20 protein-coding genes are annotated in these 19097 nt (G+C 41.6%); 18 read left to right on the forward strand and 2 right to left on the reverse strand.

The features are described from left to right. Positions 1–15 precede the first annotated feature (15 nt). Positions 16–2031 (forward strand): hypothetical protein, encoded by a 2016-nt coding sequence (locus FTU05_RS08720; RefSeq protein WP_180164994.1) that lies wholly within the window; start codon positions 16–18, stop codon positions 2029–2031. Between the two features lie 67 nt (positions 2032–2098). Here the strand turns inward: FTU05_RS08720 and FTU05_RS08725 are convergent, their stop codons facing one another. Then, positions 2099–2647: an NUDIX hydrolase gene (locus FTU05_RS08725; protein ID WP_078192366.1), complete on the reverse strand. Its 549-nt coding sequence runs from the start codon at positions 2645–2647 to the stop codon at positions 2099–2101. A gap of 126 nt (positions 2648–2773) precedes the next feature. Here FTU05_RS08725 and FTU05_RS08730 point away from each other — a divergent pair, with 126 nt between their 5' ends. From FTU05_RS08730 to FTU05_RS08770, 9 genes are all read left to right on the forward strand, one after another. Next, a complete protein-coding gene (locus tag FTU05_RS08730; protein WP_180008588.1) occupies positions 2774–3382 on the forward strand; it encodes a CoA pyrophosphatase in 609 nt (202 codons plus the stop codon). 35 nt (positions 3383–3417) lie between these two features. Continuing rightward, entirely contained in the window at positions 3418–3948 is a 531-nt protein-coding gene (locus FTU05_RS08735; RefSeq protein WP_078191181.1) for a gamma carbonic anhydrase family protein, read from the forward strand. A 162-nt stretch (positions 3949–4110) separates the two neighbouring features. Further along, positions 4111–4776, forward strand: coding sequence for a tRNA (adenosine(37)-N6)-threonylcarbamoyltransferase complex dimerization subunit type 1 TsaB (tsaB, locus tag FTU05_RS08740; protein ID WP_180164997.1), 666 nt, complete (start codon positions 4111–4113; stop codon positions 4774–4776). 12 nt (positions 4777–4788) lie between these two features. Next, positions 4789–5613 carry an undecaprenyl-diphosphate phosphatase gene (locus tag FTU05_RS08745; RefSeq protein WP_078191179.1) on the forward strand — a complete coding sequence of 275 codons (825 nt, stop codon included), beginning with the start codon at positions 4789–4791 and terminating at the stop codon, positions 5611–5613. Continuing rightward, positions 5607–6425, forward strand: a complete 819-nt coding sequence (locus FTU05_RS08750; RefSeq protein WP_218953316.1) for a class I SAM-dependent methyltransferase — start codon at positions 5607–5609, stop codon at positions 6423–6425. Before FTU05_RS08745 ends, FTU05_RS08750 begins: the two co-directional genes overlap by 7 nt. Before the next feature lie 125 nt (positions 6426–6550). After that, on the forward strand, positions 6551–7942 hold the full coding sequence (locus tag FTU05_RS08755; RefSeq protein ID WP_078192361.1) for a C13 family peptidase: 1392 nt from the start codon (positions 6551–6553) through the stop codon (positions 7940–7942). A gap of 28 nt (positions 7943–7970) precedes the next feature. Beyond that, positions 7971–8816 (forward strand): S-formylglutathione hydrolase, encoded by an 846-nt coding sequence (fghA, locus tag FTU05_RS08760; protein ID WP_180164999.1) that lies wholly within the window; start codon positions 7971–7973, stop codon positions 8814–8816. Between the two features lie 130 nt (positions 8817–8946). Next, positions 8947–10053: a YjgN family protein gene (locus FTU05_RS08765; protein ID WP_180165001.1), complete on the forward strand. Its 1107-nt coding sequence runs from the start codon at positions 8947–8949 to the stop codon at positions 10051–10053. 14 nt (positions 10054–10067) lie between these two features. Beyond that, positions 10068–11129 (forward strand): M48 family metallopeptidase, encoded by a 1062-nt coding sequence (locus FTU05_RS08770; protein WP_180165003.1) that lies wholly within the window; start codon positions 10068–10070, stop codon positions 11127–11129. A 31-nt stretch (positions 11130–11160) separates the two neighbouring features. On the opposite strand, the gene FTU05_RS08775 is transcribed toward FTU05_RS08770, so the two are convergent. Then, complete coding sequence (locus FTU05_RS08775; RefSeq protein WP_180165005.1) at positions 11161–11457, reverse strand: DUF2218 domain-containing protein; 297 nt, start codon at positions 11455–11457, stop codon at positions 11161–11163. Positions 11458–12061: 604 nt separating this feature from the next. Between FTU05_RS08775 and rpe the strand changes: the two genes are divergently transcribed. The 8 genes from rpe to FTU05_RS08815 all read left to right on the forward strand — a co-directional run bounded on the left by rpe (position 12062) and on the right by FTU05_RS08815 (position 19090). After that, entirely contained in the window at positions 12062–12748 is a 687-nt protein-coding gene (gene rpe, locus FTU05_RS08780; RefSeq protein ID WP_078192356.1) for a ribulose-phosphate 3-epimerase, read from the forward strand. Between the two features lie 633 nt (positions 12749–13381). Further along, positions 13382–13897, forward strand: coding sequence for a hypothetical protein (locus FTU05_RS08785; RefSeq protein WP_180078278.1), 516 nt, complete (start codon positions 13382–13384; stop codon positions 13895–13897). Between the two features lie 46 nt (positions 13898–13943). Beyond that, the gene (locus tag FTU05_RS08790) at positions 13944–15926 is read left to right on the forward strand and encodes a multicopper oxidase domain-containing protein (RefSeq protein WP_180165008.1); all 1983 of its coding nucleotides are present in this window, start codon (positions 13944–13946) and stop codon (positions 15924–15926) included. Beyond that, positions 15913–16887, forward strand: a complete 975-nt coding sequence (locus tag FTU05_RS08795) for a copper resistance protein B (protein WP_180165009.1) — start codon at positions 15913–15915, stop codon at positions 16885–16887. The genes FTU05_RS08790 and FTU05_RS08795 overlap by 14 nt, the downstream gene beginning before the upstream one ends. A 300-nt stretch (positions 16888–17187) precedes the next feature. Then, entirely contained in the window at positions 17188–17505 is a 318-nt protein-coding gene (locus tag FTU05_RS08800) for a multidrug efflux SMR transporter (RefSeq protein ID WP_180165011.1), read from the forward strand. Positions 17506–17559: 54 nt separating this feature from the next. Further along, positions 17560–17877 carry a quaternary ammonium compound efflux SMR transporter SugE gene (gene sugE, locus FTU05_RS08805; RefSeq protein ID WP_078191206.1) on the forward strand — a complete coding sequence of 106 codons (318 nt, stop codon included), beginning with the start codon at positions 17560–17562 and terminating at the stop codon, positions 17875–17877. A gap of 37 nt (positions 17878–17914) precedes the next feature. Further along, complete coding sequence (locus tag FTU05_RS08810) at positions 17915–18397, forward strand: methylated-DNA--[protein]-cysteine S-methyltransferase (protein WP_180005010.1); 483 nt, start codon at positions 17915–17917, stop codon at positions 18395–18397. A gap of 39 nt (positions 18398–18436) precedes the next feature. After that, on the forward strand, positions 18437–19090 hold the full coding sequence (locus FTU05_RS08815) for a nuclease-related domain-containing protein (RefSeq protein ID WP_180165014.1): 654 nt from the start codon (positions 18437–18439) through the stop codon (positions 19088–19090). Positions 19091–19097: the final 7 nt, after the last annotated feature.

Consider the following 19097-nt stretch of genomic DNA (forward strand, 5'->3'; position numbering starts at 1 on the left):
AGAAAGAGAATTAGGATGAAAAATAAAATTTTATTACCGTTTGCTTTAACGGCATTGGTTGCAGCGCTCAGTGGCTGTGGCGGTGAAAGTGCAAATGTGAATCCTGAAATTTATGATACCAGTACGACTAATGGTACTTGTAAAAGTAATACCGAAGGCTGTGTCGAGTTTGTTTTAGATTATCCAATTGAAGGTCTGAACTTTAATTGTTCGAGCGACGTTAAAAATACCTATATTACCTTGTTTGATCTAAAAGAGGGTGTTTCGACAGGTGCTTGTAAGATTGGCGATACGGTAACTTTCTTTGTCCAAGGTGAAAAATCACGTCGAATTGATTTGGGTAAAGTGGATTTGAAGCAAATTTCAAATGTAGCCAGTGGCACGACACCCCCACGTTTGACCTTATTGGATTTGGCTGCCGGCATCGCGGGTAAACCTGCTGCAACGATTTCAAATAGCGACGCAACGGTTAAAGTGGCCATGCGTTTAGCCAAAATCATTCAAGCCTTGGCATTGAAAAATAATAGTGCAGTTACAGCTACAGACATCCAAGCGGTTTATATCAACAATGCAGATAAAGTTTTGATTGATCAAATCACGCGGAATGTCGCGACAGCAGATTTCAGTATCAGTTCAGATACGGAATTTAATGACCTGTTTACACCTTGGCTAGACCTGTCCGAAGTCAGCAATGAAAATGCATTTACCTTAGTTTCAAAACTCATGAATATCTCAACGGCTGCGGTATATCAGCCTGAGTTTGCGTTATTTTCAACTGATGGCGTGATTACCAATGCCAGTGGTTCAAATGGACTGGTGGGCTGTGACAAAAATGAATGTTTGCCGACCGATAGTTCAAAAATCAATTTATTTGGTCATTTCATGTTAATGACGGACCGCCAAGGTATGACCTTTGGTAGTGGTTTACAGTGGAAGGGCAAAGTTGATCAACAGTTGAGTACCATTGGTGGTGTGAATGTCTTGCTCTTGACGCAGGTTCGACCAACACGTTTAACAGCAACGCCACAGGACAATTGGATCGATCCGCTTACCAAGCAAATTGATAAACCTGGCATTCTGGGTTTCCGTTTTGATGCAGAAGAAGCCAACTCTGGCCCTTTGATTATTAAACAAGGGACGCTACTTGCCGACAAAATGGTGGTCGGTACAGGTGGAAGTTTATATAAAACGTTAATGGCTAAAAAAGATGATTATGTTCTGACGGCCGATGATAAGAAAAAATTAGGTCTTTGGGAGCAAAACATTAACCAAGTGCAATTTAAAGGCACGATGGATTTATACAAGCTTTATCCGCTGTCGTATTTAGACAAAAAAGTCTTTAAGTCTGTTGAAAATGTTGCTGCTGGACAAAATTATATCTTCCCGTTATATGCAGATTTAACCTTTAAATTTACCGATCCCTCGATCAAAACAGTGAAATTGGGTGTGGTGATTGACCGTAATGGTGATATTCGCACAAATATAAAATCTGGCGTGCCAGATGATGTATTTACTCGTCAAGATAGTCAAATTGTCGATTTGTCTACACACGCGACGGAAGGCTGTAGTGGAAAAGATGTGCTCGATCCACTGTTAATGAAAGATGACAAAGGTGTACAGCAATACCGTATCGGAACGACAACCCGTACCTTTACGCCTGAAGGGAATATTAATCCCAATACCATTTCGATTCGTATGATTTTAGCTGATCCATATTTCCACACGCTTGATGGTGCGTTAATTGGAATGAACTCAAGTGTGAAAACTTCAGCGGACACCTCAATGGTTGTGGGCGGTGCTTTAGTGCAGTTACACAATATGATCAATGCCAATGCAGGCACACGTCCCTCTGGCGTTGCTTTGACAGATTCGGATAATAAAGTGGTGAAATGGGGGAATAGTTTGGCCAGCTTTAGTTATATTTATAGCTTAAAAAATCCAAATGATACTGCAGCTGCTCAAACGGCGAAGTTAAGTGGCGGTGATATTTCCTTAGATTTAGCCCCTTGTTACACCATCAAGGCAAAATAATCGTCAAATATGAGTAAAATAAAAAAGCCCATCAGTGATGGGCTTTTTTAATATTGAGAGCAGCAAATTAACCAGTGTGATCGAGTCGCGTACCAAGGGTTTCGAGATGCATTTCAAACTGACCTGTTTTGCGATCAGCAAAATAATGCCGCAGCGTTCTTTCCACACTTGGAAAGGCTAAATCATCCCAAGGAATATCTTCTTCACTAAACAATCGTGATTCAATGGTTTCATCACCCGCACCAAATTCACCATTGATTAGTTCAGATTTGAACAAGGCATAAATTTGCCCAATACGGGGAATGTTATACATGCAATATAGTTGCTCAATGTTGACTTCTGCTTCGGCTTCTTCGCGAGTTTCACGCGCTGCACCTTGCTCCATTGTCTCATAGAGTTCCATATAGCCAGCGGGTAATGTCCATAGCCCATAACGTGGCTCAATCGCACGACGGCAAAGTAAAACTTGATTGTCCCAAACGGCTAAAGCACCACAAATAACTTTAGGATTCACATAATGAATAAACCCACATGCGGTACAAATACGGCGTATCTGATGATCTCCAAGCGGGATCGCTTCTTTTGTTTTTTGTCCGCAGTTTGAGCAAAAGTTCATATTCATCGTCATGGATTGTGTGAACCGTCAGAATAACTTAAAAATAAAACTTTGGCATCATTTCTAACCAGCTTGGCCGAAATTCAGCTATGATGAAAATAAGATAATTATAAGGATGTAATGTGGATGGATGAGGGTTTATTGACTCAGCGATTGCAGCAAAGTTTACGTTTTTCTAAGCGTATTCAACCCGCGCATGCTGCTGTATTGATTGCGATTACCCAAGAAGATAGTCCACGTATTTTATTGACCCGCCGCTCACTCTATATGAATAATCATGCCGGTGAAGTGTCCTTTCCCGGTGGCAAACGTGATGCCCAAGACACCAGTAATATCGTGGTGGCGTTAAGAGAAGCCCAAGAAGAAACCGCTCTAAATCCATTTGATGTGCAACTTTTGGGTGATTTGCCAATGCAAAAAGCACGGAATGGGATGTTGGTTAAACCGATCGTGGGGTTGATCCCGCCTGATGTAAATTTGATACCTCAACCCACTGAAATTGACCGTATTTTTTTTGCATCATTAAGACAGCTTTTAGAAACACCGCCAACGCCATATGAAGTTCGTTTTGCCCAGCAATCGCTTTATTTTCCCAGTTTAAGAATCGAAAACGAAATCGTATGGGGCTTGACTGCACGGATGTTGATTTCCTTATTTCAATATGGTTTGAATTATCAAAAAGAATGGCCTTTTTTATTAAATTCTCCTTCATTTCATTTGGGCCGTGAGCCATAAATCATTTTTAGAAAGTCAAAATAGGATGTTTGATCATGTTGTACAAATTTCAAGGATATAGCCCGAAAGCCACGCATCAACCTTGGGATGGTTGGGTTGCAGAAAATGCAACGGTCATTGGGCAAGTTGAATTAGGCCGAGAAGTGAGTGTCTGGTTCGGAGCCGTCATTCGAGGGGACAACAGTCGTATCAAACTGGGTGATTTTACCAATGTACAAGAAAATGCGGTGTTGCATACCGATGCAGGCATTGAAATGACCATTGGCGATTATGTCACGATTGGGCATCAAGCCATGCTACACGGATGTACCGTAGGTGATAATAGTCTGATTGGAATCAATGCCGTGGTCCTAAATCATGCCGTGATTGGTAAAAATTGCATCATTGGTGCGAATGCTTTAATTCCAGAAGGGAAGGTGATTCCGGATAATTCTGTTGTGATGGGTTCACCGGGTAAGGTTGTTAAGACTTTAGATGAACAAGCGGAAGCACGTCTAAAAATGAGTGCCATGCACTATGCCGCTCATTTTAAACATTTTACTCAACTCGAAGTCGCTGAACTTTAGAGCGCTATACATGGCAAGCAAAAAAGCCTCGAAGTTTGTCGAGGCTTTTTTATGGATTAAATGCAGAAAGCGCTGTGTCTGAGGTGGAAAATCTCGCGAACTGCGATGGAGTGGAGTATCATATTCAACGTTTTTTAAGATTAACTTTAATTAAGGTTGCGCATGAAATTACTGGCATTGGAAACTGCCAATGAGCAGTGTTCCGTCTCGATTGTAGATGAAACTCAAGAGCTTTATTTTCAACTCGATTTACGGGCAAAAGCGCAGACGCAAACCATTCTCCCAATGATTGAGCAAGGGCTTAATCAAACTGCTATTGAGTTAGCGAATTTAACTGCGATTGCCTTTAGTCGTGGGCCTGGCTCATTTAGTGGTGTTCGTATTAATGCAGCGGTAACACAAGCCTTGGCATGGGCCAATGACGTACCTGTTGTTCCAGTATCGACTTTGCAAGCTTTGGCTCAAGCGGCGCATCGTGTACATGGTTTGACCCAAGTAACGGCAGTCCTTGATGCACGCATGCAAGAAGTGTACATCGCCAGCTATCAACTCGATGCCAATGGCATTATGCAGGCTGTTGATGAAGAACAATTATTAAGCTACGCCGATGCCACACCACAGATCAAATTTACTGTCGTGGGTTCTGGTAGTGAGCTCATTCAATCAGAACAAACACAATACAAAGACTTAAGTGCAACAGCACAAGATATTGCTACTATTGCCCGCGAAGCGGCGCAAAGAAAAGCATGGGTGAGTGCTGAACTTGCATTGCCCGTATATTTACGAGATAACGCCTGGAAGAAAATTTCAGAACAAGGCAAGCCATAATTAGGGTTATATATGGATCTTCTACTGCTGCTCAAAGCGGCAATCATGGGTATTGTTGAAGGTATTACCGAATTTTTACCGATTTCAAGTACAGGGCATTTAATTCTGGCTTCAGAATTAATGAACTTTTGGACCAAAGAAAAAAGTGATGTTTTCGTGATCGCAATTCAAATGGGTGCGATTGCGGCGGTGATTTATGAATACTGGGGCCGCCTGTGGGGCGCAGCAACCGGTATGGTGACTGGTGAAGAAAAAGGTCGCCGTTTAGGTTTTGGCTTAATTCTCGCTTCGATTCCAATCGTATTGATTGGTTTGACGTTTGGTCAGACGGTGAAAGAGCTGCTGTTCAATAACATTGCGATTGCTATGGGGTTGATTATCGGTGGTTTGATCATTATTTGGATCGAAAAAAATCCACCGCAAGTGCGTGCCAAAGAAGTAGAAGATTTAACCATTAAAGATGCGATTTGGATTGGTTTAATTCAAGTTTTGTCTTTAATTCCAGGGACTTCACGTTCAGGTGCGACTATTATTGGTGCCATGTTCTTAGGGGTTTCTCGTAAAGCAGCCACTGAGTTTTCATTCTTTTTGGGTATTCCGGTTATTGTCGGTGCAGGTTTGCTGGATTTATATCAAAGCTATGATGTATTTCAAGGCACTCAAGATTGGACTGTGATCGCCGTTGGTTTAATCGTTTCATTTGTCTCTGCATTGATTTTAATTCGTGCGCTTGTCGCTTATGTGGCAAAACGTGATTTCATGATTTTTGCGTGGTATCGAATTGTTTCAGGTTTATTGATTTTATTGTTCGCATTTACAGGCTGGAAATTATGGTAAGCGAAATCCGCTTATACACAGAACAAGAGTGTCATGAGAAAGCACAGCAGTATTCTGCTGTGCTTTCTTCACGTGGTGTATCTGTAAATATTGAATTGATTGAAAAATTAAACGCGCGTTTTTTACGTTTAAACTCTGAACTCAGTTTGTGTGTCGATGCAGATGGTTTGTGGTTAGCGGCCAATGGCATGAAGATGCAACCCGATTGGAAAGCAGAAGTGGGGCGTTTAAAGCGAGCATCCTTAAAGTCTGAGATGATTGCACGTGCGTGTAATTTGGCTGAAAAACCACAGCTTGTAGATGCAACCGCAGGGCTAGGGCATGATAGTTTATTGATGGCCCATTTGGGTGCGCATGTGACCCTTGTGGAACGTCATCCAATTTTATTTACCCTATTGGAAGACTCACATCAACGTGCGCAGCAAGATGCGTTTTTAAGTTCGGTTGTAGCTCGAATTGAATTGGTCTTTTCAGATTCGGCAGATTATTTGAAACATTTGTCGACGACCAATCAAATCTTTGACGTGGTTTATCTCGATCCGATGTTTCCGCAGCGAGATCAAAACCAGCAAGCCGTCAAAAAGCAAGCTCAGGTCAAAAAACAAATGCAATTACTGCATTTGCTGTTACCTGAAGATGGTGAGATGGATTTAGGTGATAATTTACTGGATTTAGCACAAAAAATTGCTAAACGTGTCGTGGTTAAACGTCCACGATTGGCGGTTTTTTTAGCGAATCAAGAGCCACAACATCAGTGGCAAGGTGATGCTTGTCGCTTTGATGCATATTTCCAACATGATCTTGTGACTTAAAATGATATTTGCTTCAATATTGTTCAAAGATTTGTTATATAGTTAAAAAATAGCATTGCTAAAAACGACATCAGGCATAAAATTATTTGTGCAATTAAGCGAGCCAAGGCCACCATCAGAACTCTATGATTGATTTCAAACCCTCCATCAATTTTTGGCATGATTTTAAAAGCAACCAAACTGCGGGGATGTGGTTATTTTTGGGGTCTCGTCGTTCTTTACAAATCGTTCGACCATCGATTTTACAATTGGTGTTTTGGGGGATTTTAGGTGGTTGTGCCAACAGTTTATTTAGTTGGCTCAGCACGGGACGTATTGGCGAATTTAATGCCCAAGGTCTCATTAGCTATGCATTGTGGCCATTTATTGCTTTAATCGTGGGGATTTTCCTGTCACAACGTGTGAATAATCCACGGTTAATGTTGGTCCCAGCATTGCTCTGGTTGGTGCTTGATACGCACATCATGTTATTTCAATGTTTGATTCAATATATGGGAGATCTCGATTTTCTCCCATACTTCCTATATGACTACATTCCAACGTTATTCATTATTCTATTTGTTTGGCAAAGTTTGGCTGTCGTTTGGGTATTTTCACGTGAGTTGAAATGGCCATGGTGGGAGCGGGCACTGATTATGGGTGCGACGCTATTTACTTTAGTCGTGTGGCAAGTCTCAGTCAAAGATCAGCCGATTTGGAAAGTGGAAGAAGTTCCACCAAGCTTTGCTGAAGATGCCTTCTATGCACAAAGCCGTTTGCTCAATAAATCCTTAGATGCAGTGGAATATGGTGAATTTGCCCAATCCCATTGGTACTTCTTAGGGGTGGCGGGTGCGAGTTATCAAGATGTCTTTAAACTGGAAATTGAACGGATTAAAGAACAGTTTGATACACGTTTTGGCACCTATGGGCGTTCGGTTGAGCTTATCAATAACCCCGCAACGCGTACTGAAATTCCGCTGGCATCTAAAACCAGTATGGAGTTGGCGCTGCGTCGTATTGGTCAACAGATGAACCGAGAAAGTGACGTCTTATTTTTATATATGACCTCACACGGTTTACCTAATGTCTTTGAAATGGAAAATGCACCTTTGGATTTGGCGCAAGTCGATCCTAAATGGTTAAAAGAAGCTTTGGATGCCTCCGGAATTCGTTGGCGTGTGATTGTGATTTCTTCATGTTATTCAGGCAGTTTTATTCCAGCACTGCAAAATGATAATACTTTAATTATTACTGCATCGGCAGCTGATCGACAGTCTTTTGGCTGTTCGAATGAAGCTGAATACACCTATTTTGGTCGTGCGTTCTTTGATCAGGCGATGCGTGAGCAGACCAGTATTCAAGCGGCATTTAATGAAACCAAAGCGACTGTTGCGAAATGGGAAGCAGCGCAAGGTTTCGAACCTTCTGAACCGCAGTGGTCGATGGGGAAAAACATGGCATTAATGTTGCCTCAATTAGAACAACGATTGTTCCCGCCGACAACTACTGCACCGGCTACGACGGTTACGCCTTAAAAGATCAAAAAAGTTTAGGATAAAGATCATGGAATTAGTACAACGAAATACCTGTTTTGCGGGTGAGCAGCGCATTTATCAATTGGATTCTTCAAGTCTAAAGACCACGACAAAGTTTGGTATTTTTCTGCCAGAAGCAGCCTTACAAGGCCAAGCGTGTCCTGCATTGTTTTATTTGGCGGGATTAACCTGTACCGAAGAAACCTTTGCCATTAAAGCGCATGCACAGCGTTTAGCTGCGCAGCTCGGCCTGATTTTAATCAGCCCTGATACTTCTCCACGTGGGGAACAGGTAGCGCAAGGCGATCATTGGGATATTGGGCAGGGTGCGGGCTTTTATATTAATGCAACGGAACAACCGTGGGCCGAGCATTATCAAATGGAACGTTTTCTTACTGAAGAATTGTATTCGCTGGTACAGACTGAATTTCCGGTACAAAAAGCTGCGATTGGCATATTCGGACATAGTATGGGCGGCCATGGTGCATTAACTTTAGCGTTGAAGCATCCTGACCTGTTTAAATCGGTTTCTGCTTTTGCACCGATTTGTGCGCCGAGTCAGTGTCCATGGGGCGAAAAAGCCTTTAGTCAATATCTAGGTTTAGATCGTCAGCAGTGGCTTCCGCACGATGCTACAGCTTTAGTGCAAACTAAAGGGGCTTTGTTTAAAGCCATTTTGATTGACCAAGGCATTGATGATCAATTTTATAGCCAGTTAAATCCGATGTTGTTTAAGCAAGCGTGTGAGCAAGTTGGGCAGCCACTCGAACTGCGTGAACATGCAGGCTATGATCATGGTTATTATTTTATTCAAAGTTTTATGGACGATCATTTGCAATTTCACGCTGTCCAATTGCAAACAGTAGTTCATTAATCTAAAAGCCAGTGGTTAAAAATATTGAGGCATAGCTTGCTTTGATATACGTATAAATAAAGCATGGTGATGAGCATTGCCATGCAAATGAATAAATTCGACATACCAAAAAAAATAATTTAGGGTACTTATGCAAAATTCACAAATGGAAACGCCGCTTCCGCCAGAGCTGCCCGTGATGAATCCACCGAGTCTATTTGGTGAGACAGAACAGGCTGATGTTTTGGGACGAAATTATCATTTTAGGTTTAAAGGTAATGCGTCTGAATATTTCGGTATTTGGATTGTGAATATCTTACTGACGATTGTCACGCTTGGACTTTATGCGCCTTGGGCAAAGGTTCGCCGTTTACGTTATTTTTACGGTAATACTTGGGTATTTCAGCGTCGTTTTGACTTTACTGGTTTGCCTACAAAAATTTTAGTTGGACGCATCATTGCGCTAGTGGTCTATGGTGGTTTCTCTTTTGCTGCAAAATATTCTTGGGAAGCTTTCTTAGCGGGCTTTGTCCTGATCTTTTTCGCAGTTCCTTGGCTCATTCGATCTACGATTCGTTTCCGTGCTCGCAACAGTAAGTTTAGTAATAGCCGATTCTTTTTTTCAGGGACAAATAAAAGCGCGTATTGGTGCTTTGTCAAATGTCTTGCGGTGGTTGTCTTTACCCTCGGTTTGTTTACACCTGTTGCGGTCTGGCTATATAAACGTGAATGTCTGAATCATTTGTATCTGGGGCAGTTGAAATTTAATCTGAATAATACGTGGGGCGATTATATGCGCGCCATGTATGTGCCTTTATTTCTGTTTATGGGCTTTAGTGCATTGCTGGCAGTAATCTTTGCGATATTGTTTGGTAGCTCAGATGGTTTAAATGACGCATCTTATGTCTTCATTATTTTTGGTATGTATTTGATTGGCTACATGTTTATTTGGCCACTCACCGCTGCACGTATTTTTATTACCACTTGGAATAACACCACGTTGAGTCGCAGTCAGTTTCATACGGACTGTAATCAATGGCGTTATGCATGGATTGTCTTGAGCAATTGGTTGGCTAAAGTGATTAGTCTCGGTTTACTGACACCATGGGCAGTTGTACGACTATATAAATATCAGACTGAATCTTTGCACTTAATGTTGGTCGATGATCCAGACCAATTACAAAATCAAATGCAGCAAGATCACAATGCGATTGCTGAAGAATTATCCGATATTTTTGACCTAGATATTTCCTTATAACGCAGGTGAATTACATGAAAACATCAGTAGTGAATGCAACCTATTATGATGGGAAAGTGTCAAAACCCTTTGTTGCTCAAATCAGTGCAGATGGGGAACATGCTGTGATTGTGCGTTATGGTCAAGACCTAGAACAAACGCAGCACTACACCTATCAAGATATGACGCTGATCGGTGCTTTAGGTGATATTCAGCCAGTGATTGAGTTAAAGGATGATGCTCGTTTAGAGTTTCATCAACCTTTGCCAGAGTGGTTTAATCTCGACGTAAAGTCGCGTTGGCATTCGATTTGGAAGTTAGAACGGTCACCTTCTCTAATCATTTTTAGTGTGATTTTCGTGGTGGCGTTTGCTTTTGTATTGATTAAATGGGGTATACCTGCGGCGTCGCATGTGGTGGCCAATCAACTGCCTGAGACAGCGTTAAAGAGTTGGGGCGATCAGGCGGAAAAATATATTATCGATATGACTGAACCCACAAAATTGCCACAAGCACGCCAAGAGAAGTTCAAGCAAGAATATCAACAATTGGTGGCTGAAAATCGACCTGCGAAGTTGTTATTCCGTGGTGGTGGCAGTATTGGTGCAAATGCATTGGCGATACCCAATAACACCATTATCGTGACAGATGAGTTGGTTAAATTAGCGAAAAATGATTATGAGTTAATTGGTGTGCTTGCACATGAGCAGGGGCATTTAGTTCAACGCCATAGTTTGCAGCAAAGTTTGTCAGGTTTAGGCATCAGTATTATTTTGTTGATGATTACAGGGGATGGCTCTGACATTCTTACCAGTTTGCCGGTGGCTGCGGTGGGTGCGAGTTACTCACGAGACTTTGAATCTGAAGCAGATTTATATGCCCTAAAACAACTTTCAAAACATCAAATTCCAACGGCACATTTTGCAAACTTCTTACAACGTATGGAAGATGAAGCTGATGGTGAAACAGCAAAAGAGAAAGATGCCAAGGATGAAACTGCCAAAGATCAGAGATCTTGGATAGACTTCTTTGAGTCACATCCAGCGACGAAAGCTCGTATTGATGCTGTTAGAAATTATCAATCACATCAGCATTGAGTGAAAGGCTTTGGCAATATGGCAACGTAGACTACAGTTCACGTTGCCATGTTGCACTGAGTTCTTCTTGTCCCATGCGGATCAAATGATCTAATACAACATGTTCCAATTGATCTAGATTTGCACTTGGATCTTGGGCTAAAATTACTACATCTAAAAAAGCAGCTTGTGGTAAAAGACTGACCTCTGCAGAGGGAAGTTGAATCTTGAATGCAGTATTTTCTCCAATGATCTGTTCATTGACTTCAAATTTATGTTTCCAATGATTGACTAAGCGTTTAGCAACACGTGCTGCTTGGGCGGTGGTGATTTGTGTTGAACTTTTCATAGATGCAATTTTATTGTTAAGTCGTCAGTCCTTTAACTTAGCAAAGTACATAGATGCCCGTTAAGTCTAAAAATGCAACGCTGTGTTTCTATCACTGAGATCTTTATCCATATTAATCACTGATGTTACGCACGCAAAAATAATTTTGCATTTTTAAAATGATATTTAAGTCAATTCGACGGAGTCTTACATCTAGGGCTTAAATAAAGGGATTAGCCTTCGGCTGGAGGTACTCTTACGAAACGATGATTCTCATTAAACAAAATGAGAAGCGAAGCTTCGCAAGGAAACCATCTTGCAGAGCAATGCTCCTCACCGCAAAACTCGCTTTCTAGCGTCTATTTATTTAAAGTATTGCAAAAACATTTTTGATTAGAAGTCGTGCTGTCTCAAACAATTGCGGATGACGTTACCGCGTATCGTTCTTTTATTTGAATCAAATTTCGCTTCTGATGTTACTGCGTAATATCAGTTAATCCTAGGTTTCTTTATTATAGAGATCTCAATCATCGGCATCGAAAAAACGACTAAGGGCATGGGCAGCGAATAGGGGGACAATTTGTTATAATGCGTCAATCACTCCCTTTTCAAAGCTAGGTTTTTCATGTCCAAGCCATTCTTAATCGCACCTTCAATTTTGTCAGCAGACTTTGCGCGCTTAGGTGAAGAAGTTGAAAATGTTCTAGAAGCCGGTGCAGATGTTGTTCATTTCGATGTCATGGATAATCATTATGTACCGAACTTAACTTTTGGTGCGGGCGTTTGTAAGGCATTGAAAAAATACGGCATTAAAGCGCCAATTGATGTGCATCTAATGGTTTCACCGGTAGACCGTATGATTGGTGATTTCTTAGAAGCTGGCGCAGATATCATCACTTTCCACCCAGAAGCGACTGACCACATTGACCGCTCTTTACAGTTAATCAAATCTGGTGGTGCGCAAGCAGGCTTGGTGTTTAACCCTGCGACACCTTTGCATTATTTAGACTATGTTTTAGATAAAGTTGACCAAGTATTGTTGATGAGTGTGAACCCAGGTTTTGGCGGTCAAAAGTTCATTCCAATGACTTTGGAAAAGCTGCGTCAAGCACGAAAAATTATTGATGCTTCAGGCCGTGATATTCGCTTAGAAGTGGATGGTGGTGTTACCCCAGCCAATATCCGTGACATTGCTGAAGCCGGTGCAGACATGTTTGTTGCAGGTTCAGCGATTTTTGGTAAGCCTGATTATAAAGCTGTGATTGATGACATGCGTTCTGAGTTGGCAAAAGTGCATGCTCAAGAGGCTTAAGCCTTTGGGTATAAGTTATTCCTCGTTTGTGGATAACTATATGGATAACCGTATGGATATCTGTGTAGATAACTATATGGATAACTTGGATAAATTATAAACGATTGTGCATCAATGGTTTAATAATTAGACGTATTAAGTATAAAAAGGACTCAATTGAGTCCTTTTTATATGGGGCAAAGTGTTTGAAATACTGTGTGTTTATTAATCTGTGGTAAATAATTAATCAGTTTAAAAAATAACTTTTATGTTTTAACTGGACGATAAGCGCTGATTTTTATGACAGTGCAATAAATTTAAAACTGTTGTGAATAACTGCACAATTAATTATGCTGTTAGCAACTATTGAGATAAGCTGCGACTGGCAAAACACATCATCGATCGCACTGGATAATGCTTTTAGATATTTCTGAATGTATCGTTCATGATGGATAAATCGGTCGAGCTGCATGTCATGTTGATACGAATGTCATGTGATTGCATTTGAATCGTAAATAATATCATCGTGGTGTTTCATTCGGATTTCAGCTGAACTGATCGCGTGATGTTTCTAAAGATGTGTTAATAGGGATATGATGTGTTAATAGGGATATATTGTCACAGTGCATCATTGGGTTGAATTAGGGTACTAAATTGTTCAATTTTTTGCGTAAGCATCTTGGCTTTGCTTGGCTCATGGCGTTTGTCATGGGGTGGAGCAGTGTGGTCAGTGCACAGCAAAATTTTCAACATCAACAAATGATGACTGCGAATGCCCATCAGGCATCAGTTCATGCAGCACATACTGATCCTTCACATTCAAATATAGCAAATTGCCATCAAAATCAGCGGCAAGCTGTTCCAGAGCATGCAGCACATCATGGCAAGCAGACGACACCTGAAGTCATTTCAATGATGGACTGTCATCAATCTTTAGATTCGCCATCTGCACTGCAAGATGGTCAGGTGCATCATTCAACAACACAAAGTACAGACTGTCAGGACTGTACACTCGCACATTGCCAAATCAGTACCTCTTATGTCGATAGCGCCTTGGTCGCATTGCAGACCTTCCATGTGCATCACTATGCAGAACCCCCTCGTTTCATTTTTGCTGGACAGCATTTAAAAGGCTTTTGGCAAGAAATTCTAAGACCTCCGCAAGCTTAACCTGAGTTTTAAATACGTTTTTTCGTTATTTTATAAAGGTTAAGTCATGTCTAATTTATCTAAATCAGGCCTCGTGCTCGGGGTGTGTCTGCTGTCACCAACGTGGGCGTTTGCAGCCATTAAAGAATATCATCTGAATATTGGTGAAAAGACCATCAATTTGACAGGTAAAGCGGTCAAAAAAATCAGTGTCAATGGTCAGTTTCCAGCGCCTTTACTGGAGTTTGAAGAAGGCGATGATGCGGTCATTCATGTACATAATCAGCTCAAAAAACAAAATACCTCGGTGCATTGGCATGGTCTATTGCTGCCCGGTTTAATGGATGGTGTACCCGGCTTTAATGGTTTCAATGAAATTCAGCCTGACGGTAGCTTTACTTACAAATTTAAAGTCCGTCAAAGCGGAACCTATTGGTATCACGCGCATTCCAAAGGTCAAGAACAAGACGGATTGTATGGCGCTTTAGTGATTTATCCGAAAGGCAAACAAGCACTTGCCGCACATGAACAGACGCAACGTGATTATGTGGTCATGCTGTCGGATTTTCATGAATCATCTAGCGCTCAGATTATGGCAAATCTGAAAAAGTCTGCCGAATACTATCAAAATCAGCGTGAAACGGTTTCAGATGTATGGACGCAAATTCAACGAACAGGTTTAAAAAACACTTGGAAAGAGCGTTCGATGTGGAATCAGATGCGTATGCTGAAAACGGATTTGTCTGATGTCACGGGTTATACGTTTTTAGTAAACGGCAAAACACCACAGCAGAACTGGACAGGGGTGTTTAAGCCCAATGAAAAAGTCAGACTTCGTTTTGTAAATGCTGCGGCCATGTCGTTTTTTGATGTGCGTATTCCTCAGCTCAAAATGACGGTGGTCAGTGCAGACGGTCAAGCGGTCAAGCCTGTCGCTGTGGATGAATTCCGCATTGGTGCTGCAGAAACCTATGATGTGATCGTAGAGCCTAAATCTGCGCACTATCAGATAGAGGCTGAGTCGATCGATCGGACAGGATTTGCGATCGGTACATTACATGATGAAACTCAGCCTCAGCACACAGGCATTCACATGCCAAAAGCACGACCACGCGCTTTGCTGACCATGGAAGATATGGGGCATGGTTTAATGGCAGGTATGGATCATAGCAATATGGAGCATACGGCTACAGGTTCAACCCAAACTTCAGCAAGCCAGCAAGTAAATGCTCATGAGCACAGCGCACATACTGTCAATCCGTCAAATATTCAGCTGAATCAAGCACATGATCATGCTGCAATGGGACATGATATGGAGCATTCCCCAATGCCTGCACATACTGCTATGCAGCATCCAGACATGCATAAACAGAACATGTCTGATTCAGCGCATGCCAATATGCATCATAGCGTGATGGATCATTCATCTATGAACCACTCTTTAATGGATTCATCAACGAAGCATGATACGCATACAGCGATGGATCATTCACAATCTAAAGAGAACATGCATGCAGTTGAAAATTCAGCAACGGTTATGGGCTGGGCCAATGCTTCAACACCTGTCGGTGACAAGGCGCTGCAATATAGTGACTTAAAAGCGTTAACGCCGCAGCCAGATACACGTGAAGCGACGCAAGATTTGGTCATTCATTTGGGTGGAACAATGGAACGCTATATGTGGACCATGAACGGCAAAAAATTCAGTGAAGCCGAACCAATGCAGGTGAAATATGGTGAGCGAATTCGACTGAAATTTGTCAATGACAGCATGATGGCGCATCCGATGCATTTACATGGCATGTTCATGCAATTGGAAAATGGGCAAGTGTCTTCTGAAATGCCAAATAAACATACGGTGATTGTGCCGCCGGGGAAAACAGTCACGGCTCTGTTAACGGCCAATGAATTAGGGGAATGGGCGATTCATTGTCACTTGCTGTATCACATGTCTGCAGGAATGATGAATAAACTCGTGGTTGCAAATGTCGCGGAGAATACTAAAACGGCATCTGTGCCGCAAAAGGAGGTGTCTCATGCGCATCATTAAACCATGCACGTATACGGTACTGAGTTTAGCTTTGGCATCGGTCACTCAAATGACCATGGCGCAAGATGCACATCACAGCATGCCGATGTCAGCTCAACATGAGTCGCATTCCTCACATGATTCGTCGCATCAAGAGATGCAAACAGCGATTAAATCGAGCCAGATGGAGCATACTGCAGAACATGCAGAACATGCAGAACATGCAGAACATGCAGAACATGCAGAACATGCAGAACATGCAGAACATGCAAAAGCATCAACTATTGCGTCACGTGCTGCTTCTGCGCAGCATCCTGTTGATCATAAGCGTGAACATGGTGGACAGATTTATCAAGCGACTGAGATTGACAGTCGATGGCTCAATAATGCCGATGGCCGAGGACGTTTAAAGACCGAAATTGAGAGTCGAATCGGGACCGATGAAAATAAGCTCTTCATCAAACTACATGCCGATAAAGCCGAATCTCAAGACGCAGATTATGCGGCTCAAGTGATGTATAGCCGTATGATCTCAGACTTTTGGGATGCGCAAATTGGTGCGCGTTATCGGGTCGATGAACATCAAGTGACGGACAAGGAACAGTTAGATGCTGCGGTGGGTCTGCATGGTCTGGCACCTTATTTCTTTGAAACCGATGCTTATTTATATCTTGGTGCAGAAAAACAGGTCAGTTTTTCTTTAGAAACCGAACGTGATCTGCTGCTGACGCAAAAATTGATTTTAAAACCGTATCTGAACCTAGATGTGGTGCTGAGTGATGATTCTGCCTATGCACAAAAAACAGGACTCAGTGCTGTATGGCTAGGGCTAGAAACACGCTATGAAATTAATAAAAAGTTGATGCCATTTATCGATGTTGCTTACAGCTATGAAAAAGGAAATCAGCATACGGCATGGCAAGCTGAAACTGGAAGTGAAAAACAATGGTGGTATGGCGCAGGTGTACGTCTGAAGTTCTAATCGGCTAATAGACCAAATAAAGAGGGCATCATCAACAGGTTTTGGTGATGCCTTTTTTATTTCTGAATCTGTCCTTTGAACAGACATGCTATGTTTTGGCGCAAATCATCTGCACTAGAGTTTTACTCAACTGAATAACGCCCTGAATTTGGTCAAAAAATGTAAAGACTGCACTAAAAGTCAGCATATTTGCTATACTGAGACAATATTCGGAGGAACGACCTCCCTTACATCTTTGTTCAAAGCCAGTAAGAAAAATCGTCAGGACGACCTGACTCTACTAATATGGAGGAAGGCATCATGGCCTGGGTTGTTCTAGTATTCGCTGGTATTTTTGAAATCGTTTGGGCCTATTCGATGAAGCTCTCAGAAGGCTTTACAAAACTTGACCCAAGTTTAGTTACTTTATTTTTTATGATCCTGAGCTTTGGTTTATTGGCCTATGCCATGAAAACGTTGCCTCTGGGAACAGCTTATACCATTTGGACAGGAATCGGCGCGATTGGCTCATTCCTCGTGGGTATTTTTATACTCGGTGAGCCTGCAACTGCCATGCGGATGTTAGCCGCAGTACTGATCATTTCGGGTCTAATCTTGATGAAATTATCTTCAAGTTAATATGTTCTAAAGCACAGCGGTCATTGATCCCTGTGCTTTTTTTTGGGTAAAAATATGGCTTGGGTTTTATTAATTGTAGCGGGATTACTTGAGGTGGTTTGGGCCTATTGTATGAAAGTCTCTGAAGGCTTTAGCAAACTGACGCCAAGTATTTTGACCATTGTTTTCATGATCGCAAGTTTCGCTTTATTGTCTTATGCAATGAAATCCTTACCACTGGGTACAGCCTATACGGTGTGGACAGGGATTGGTGCAGTGGGTTCATTTATCCTCGGCATCGTTGTATTGGGTGAGCCTGCCAATGCCATGCGCATGCTAGCTGCGGTCCTGATTATTTCAGGACTGGTCTTGATGAAATTATCGTCCTCCTGAATAATGAAGTGCTGCGATTTTGAGCTTGGAGTATGTCATGCAACTTTCTTATCAGTTTTTAGATTCGCCCGTTGGACAATTAAAACTTGTTGCACATGAAACCGCATTGGTGGCTGTCCTTTGGGAAAATGAAAACCCTAATCGTGTGCGATTGGCAGCTTTGGTTGAAGATCGGCAACACCCGATTTTGCTCAAAACTGCACAGCAATTAAATGAATATTTTGCAGGTAAAAGACAGCAATTTGACTTGCCGCTAGACTTTGAAGGTACCGAATTTCAGCAACAAGTTTGGCAAGCTTTACTGACAATTCCTTTTGGAGAAACTCGCAGTTATAAACAAATTGCAGAGCAGATCGGCAATGTCAAAGCCGTACGTGCTGTCGGTGCAGCCAATGGTAAAAATCCAATTTCAATTATTGCACCCTGTCATCGTGTCGTGGGCGCAAATGGAAAATTAGTGGGTTTTGCGGGTGGTTTAGAAAATAAAGAAATATTGTTAAAAATTGAGAAATTACAATAAAATATAAAATATACTTATTTAAAATAATGAATCAAAACAATGAATATTTCTCAAATCTTTGCACCCCTCATTTCGACGTTGTGGTGGCTAATTCCATTGTTACTGATTGTGGGGGCAATCAAAGCATTTAAACCTTATTTAAAGGGGAAAATGGGGGAGTTTGCTGTCGCCGTTCATGTCAAACTTTATTTGAAAGACCATTATATATTGTTAAATGATTTGACCTTACCAGATGGCGAAGGAGCTACAACTCAAATTGATCATCTTCTGTTAAGCCCATTTGGTGTGTTTGTGATTGAAACTAAAAACTATAAGGGCTGGATTTTTGGGAGCGAGAGACAAAAACAATGGACGCAAAAGATTTATAAAAAAAGTTTTAAATTTCAAAATCCGATTCACCAAAATTATAAACATATGAAAGTGTTAGAACAGGTGTTGAGCGATATACTGGATAAAGACAATATGCATTCTGTGATTGTTTTTATGCCTGAAGTGGTGTTTAAAACAGAGATGCCGTCGAATGTTTTTCGGGGTACAGCTTGGGTGGACTATGTTCAAACTTTTCGGCAACCCGTGATCTCTGAAATGAAACTTAAACGAATACAGTTGCGTTTAGAAAAAGAAATTTTAGAAAAATCGTGGAAAACAAATCGACAGCACGTTGAAGATTTAAATCAACGGCATAATTCATAAACTTCCT

This window comes from Acinetobacter sp. YH12049 (assembly GCF_013419875.1).
Taxonomy (GTDB): domain Bacteria; phylum Pseudomonadota; class Gammaproteobacteria; order Pseudomonadales; family Moraxellaceae; genus Acinetobacter; species Acinetobacter amyesii.

Excerpts from the sequence above, each read along its gene's own strand:
- FTU05_RS08720 (WP_180164994.1), top strand. The coding sequence starts at position 16 with ATGAAAAATAAAATTTTATTACCGTTTGCTTTAACGGCATTGGTTGCA.
- FTU05_RS08725 (WP_078192366.1), bottom strand. The coding sequence starts at position 2,647 with ATGAACTTTTGCTCAAACTGCGGACAAAAAACAAAAGAAGCGATCCCG.
- FTU05_RS08730 (WP_180008588.1), top strand. The coding sequence starts at position 2,774 with ATGGATGAGGGTTTATTGACTCAGCGATTGCAGCAAAGTTTACGTTTT.
- FTU05_RS08735 (WP_078191181.1), top strand. The coding sequence starts at position 3,418 with ATGTTGTACAAATTTCAAGGATATAGCCCGAAAGCCACGCATCAACCT.
- tsaB (WP_180164997.1), top strand. The coding sequence starts at position 4,111 with ATGAAATTACTGGCATTGGAAACTGCCAATGAGCAGTGTTCCGTCTCG.
- FTU05_RS08745 (WP_078191179.1), top strand. The coding sequence starts at position 4,789 with ATGGATCTTCTACTGCTGCTCAAAGCGGCAATCATGGGTATTGTTGAA.
- FTU05_RS08750 (WP_218953316.1), top strand. The coding sequence starts at position 5,607 with ATGGTAAGCGAAATCCGCTTATACACAGAACAAGAGTGTCATGAGAAA.
- FTU05_RS08755 (WP_078192361.1), top strand. The coding sequence starts at position 6,551 with ATGATTGATTTCAAACCCTCCATCAATTTTTGGCATGATTTTAAAAGC.
- fghA (WP_180164999.1), top strand. The coding sequence starts at position 7,971 with ATGGAATTAGTACAACGAAATACCTGTTTTGCGGGTGAGCAGCGCATT.
- FTU05_RS08765 (WP_180165001.1), top strand. The coding sequence starts at position 8,947 with ATGCAAAATTCACAAATGGAAACGCCGCTTCCGCCAGAGCTGCCCGTG.
- FTU05_RS08770 (WP_180165003.1), top strand. The coding sequence starts at position 10,068 with ATGAAAACATCAGTAGTGAATGCAACCTATTATGATGGGAAAGTGTCA.
- FTU05_RS08775 (WP_180165005.1), bottom strand. The coding sequence starts at position 11,457 with ATGAAAAGTTCAACACAAATCACCACCGCCCAAGCAGCACGTGTTGCT.
- rpe (WP_078192356.1), top strand. The coding sequence starts at position 12,062 with ATGTCCAAGCCATTCTTAATCGCACCTTCAATTTTGTCAGCAGACTTT.
- FTU05_RS08790 (WP_180165008.1), top strand. The coding sequence starts at position 13,944 with ATGTCTAATTTATCTAAATCAGGCCTCGTGCTCGGGGTGTGTCTGCTG.
- FTU05_RS08795 (WP_180165009.1), top strand. The coding sequence starts at position 15,913 with ATGCGCATCATTAAACCATGCACGTATACGGTACTGAGTTTAGCTTTG.
- FTU05_RS08800 (WP_180165011.1), top strand. The coding sequence starts at position 17,188 with ATGGCCTGGGTTGTTCTAGTATTCGCTGGTATTTTTGAAATCGTTTGG.
- sugE (WP_078191206.1), top strand. The coding sequence starts at position 17,560 with ATGGCTTGGGTTTTATTAATTGTAGCGGGATTACTTGAGGTGGTTTGG.
- FTU05_RS08810 (WP_180005010.1), top strand. The coding sequence starts at position 17,915 with ATGCAACTTTCTTATCAGTTTTTAGATTCGCCCGTTGGACAATTAAAA.
- FTU05_RS08815 (WP_180165014.1), top strand. The coding sequence starts at position 18,437 with ATGAATATTTCTCAAATCTTTGCACCCCTCATTTCGACGTTGTGGTGG.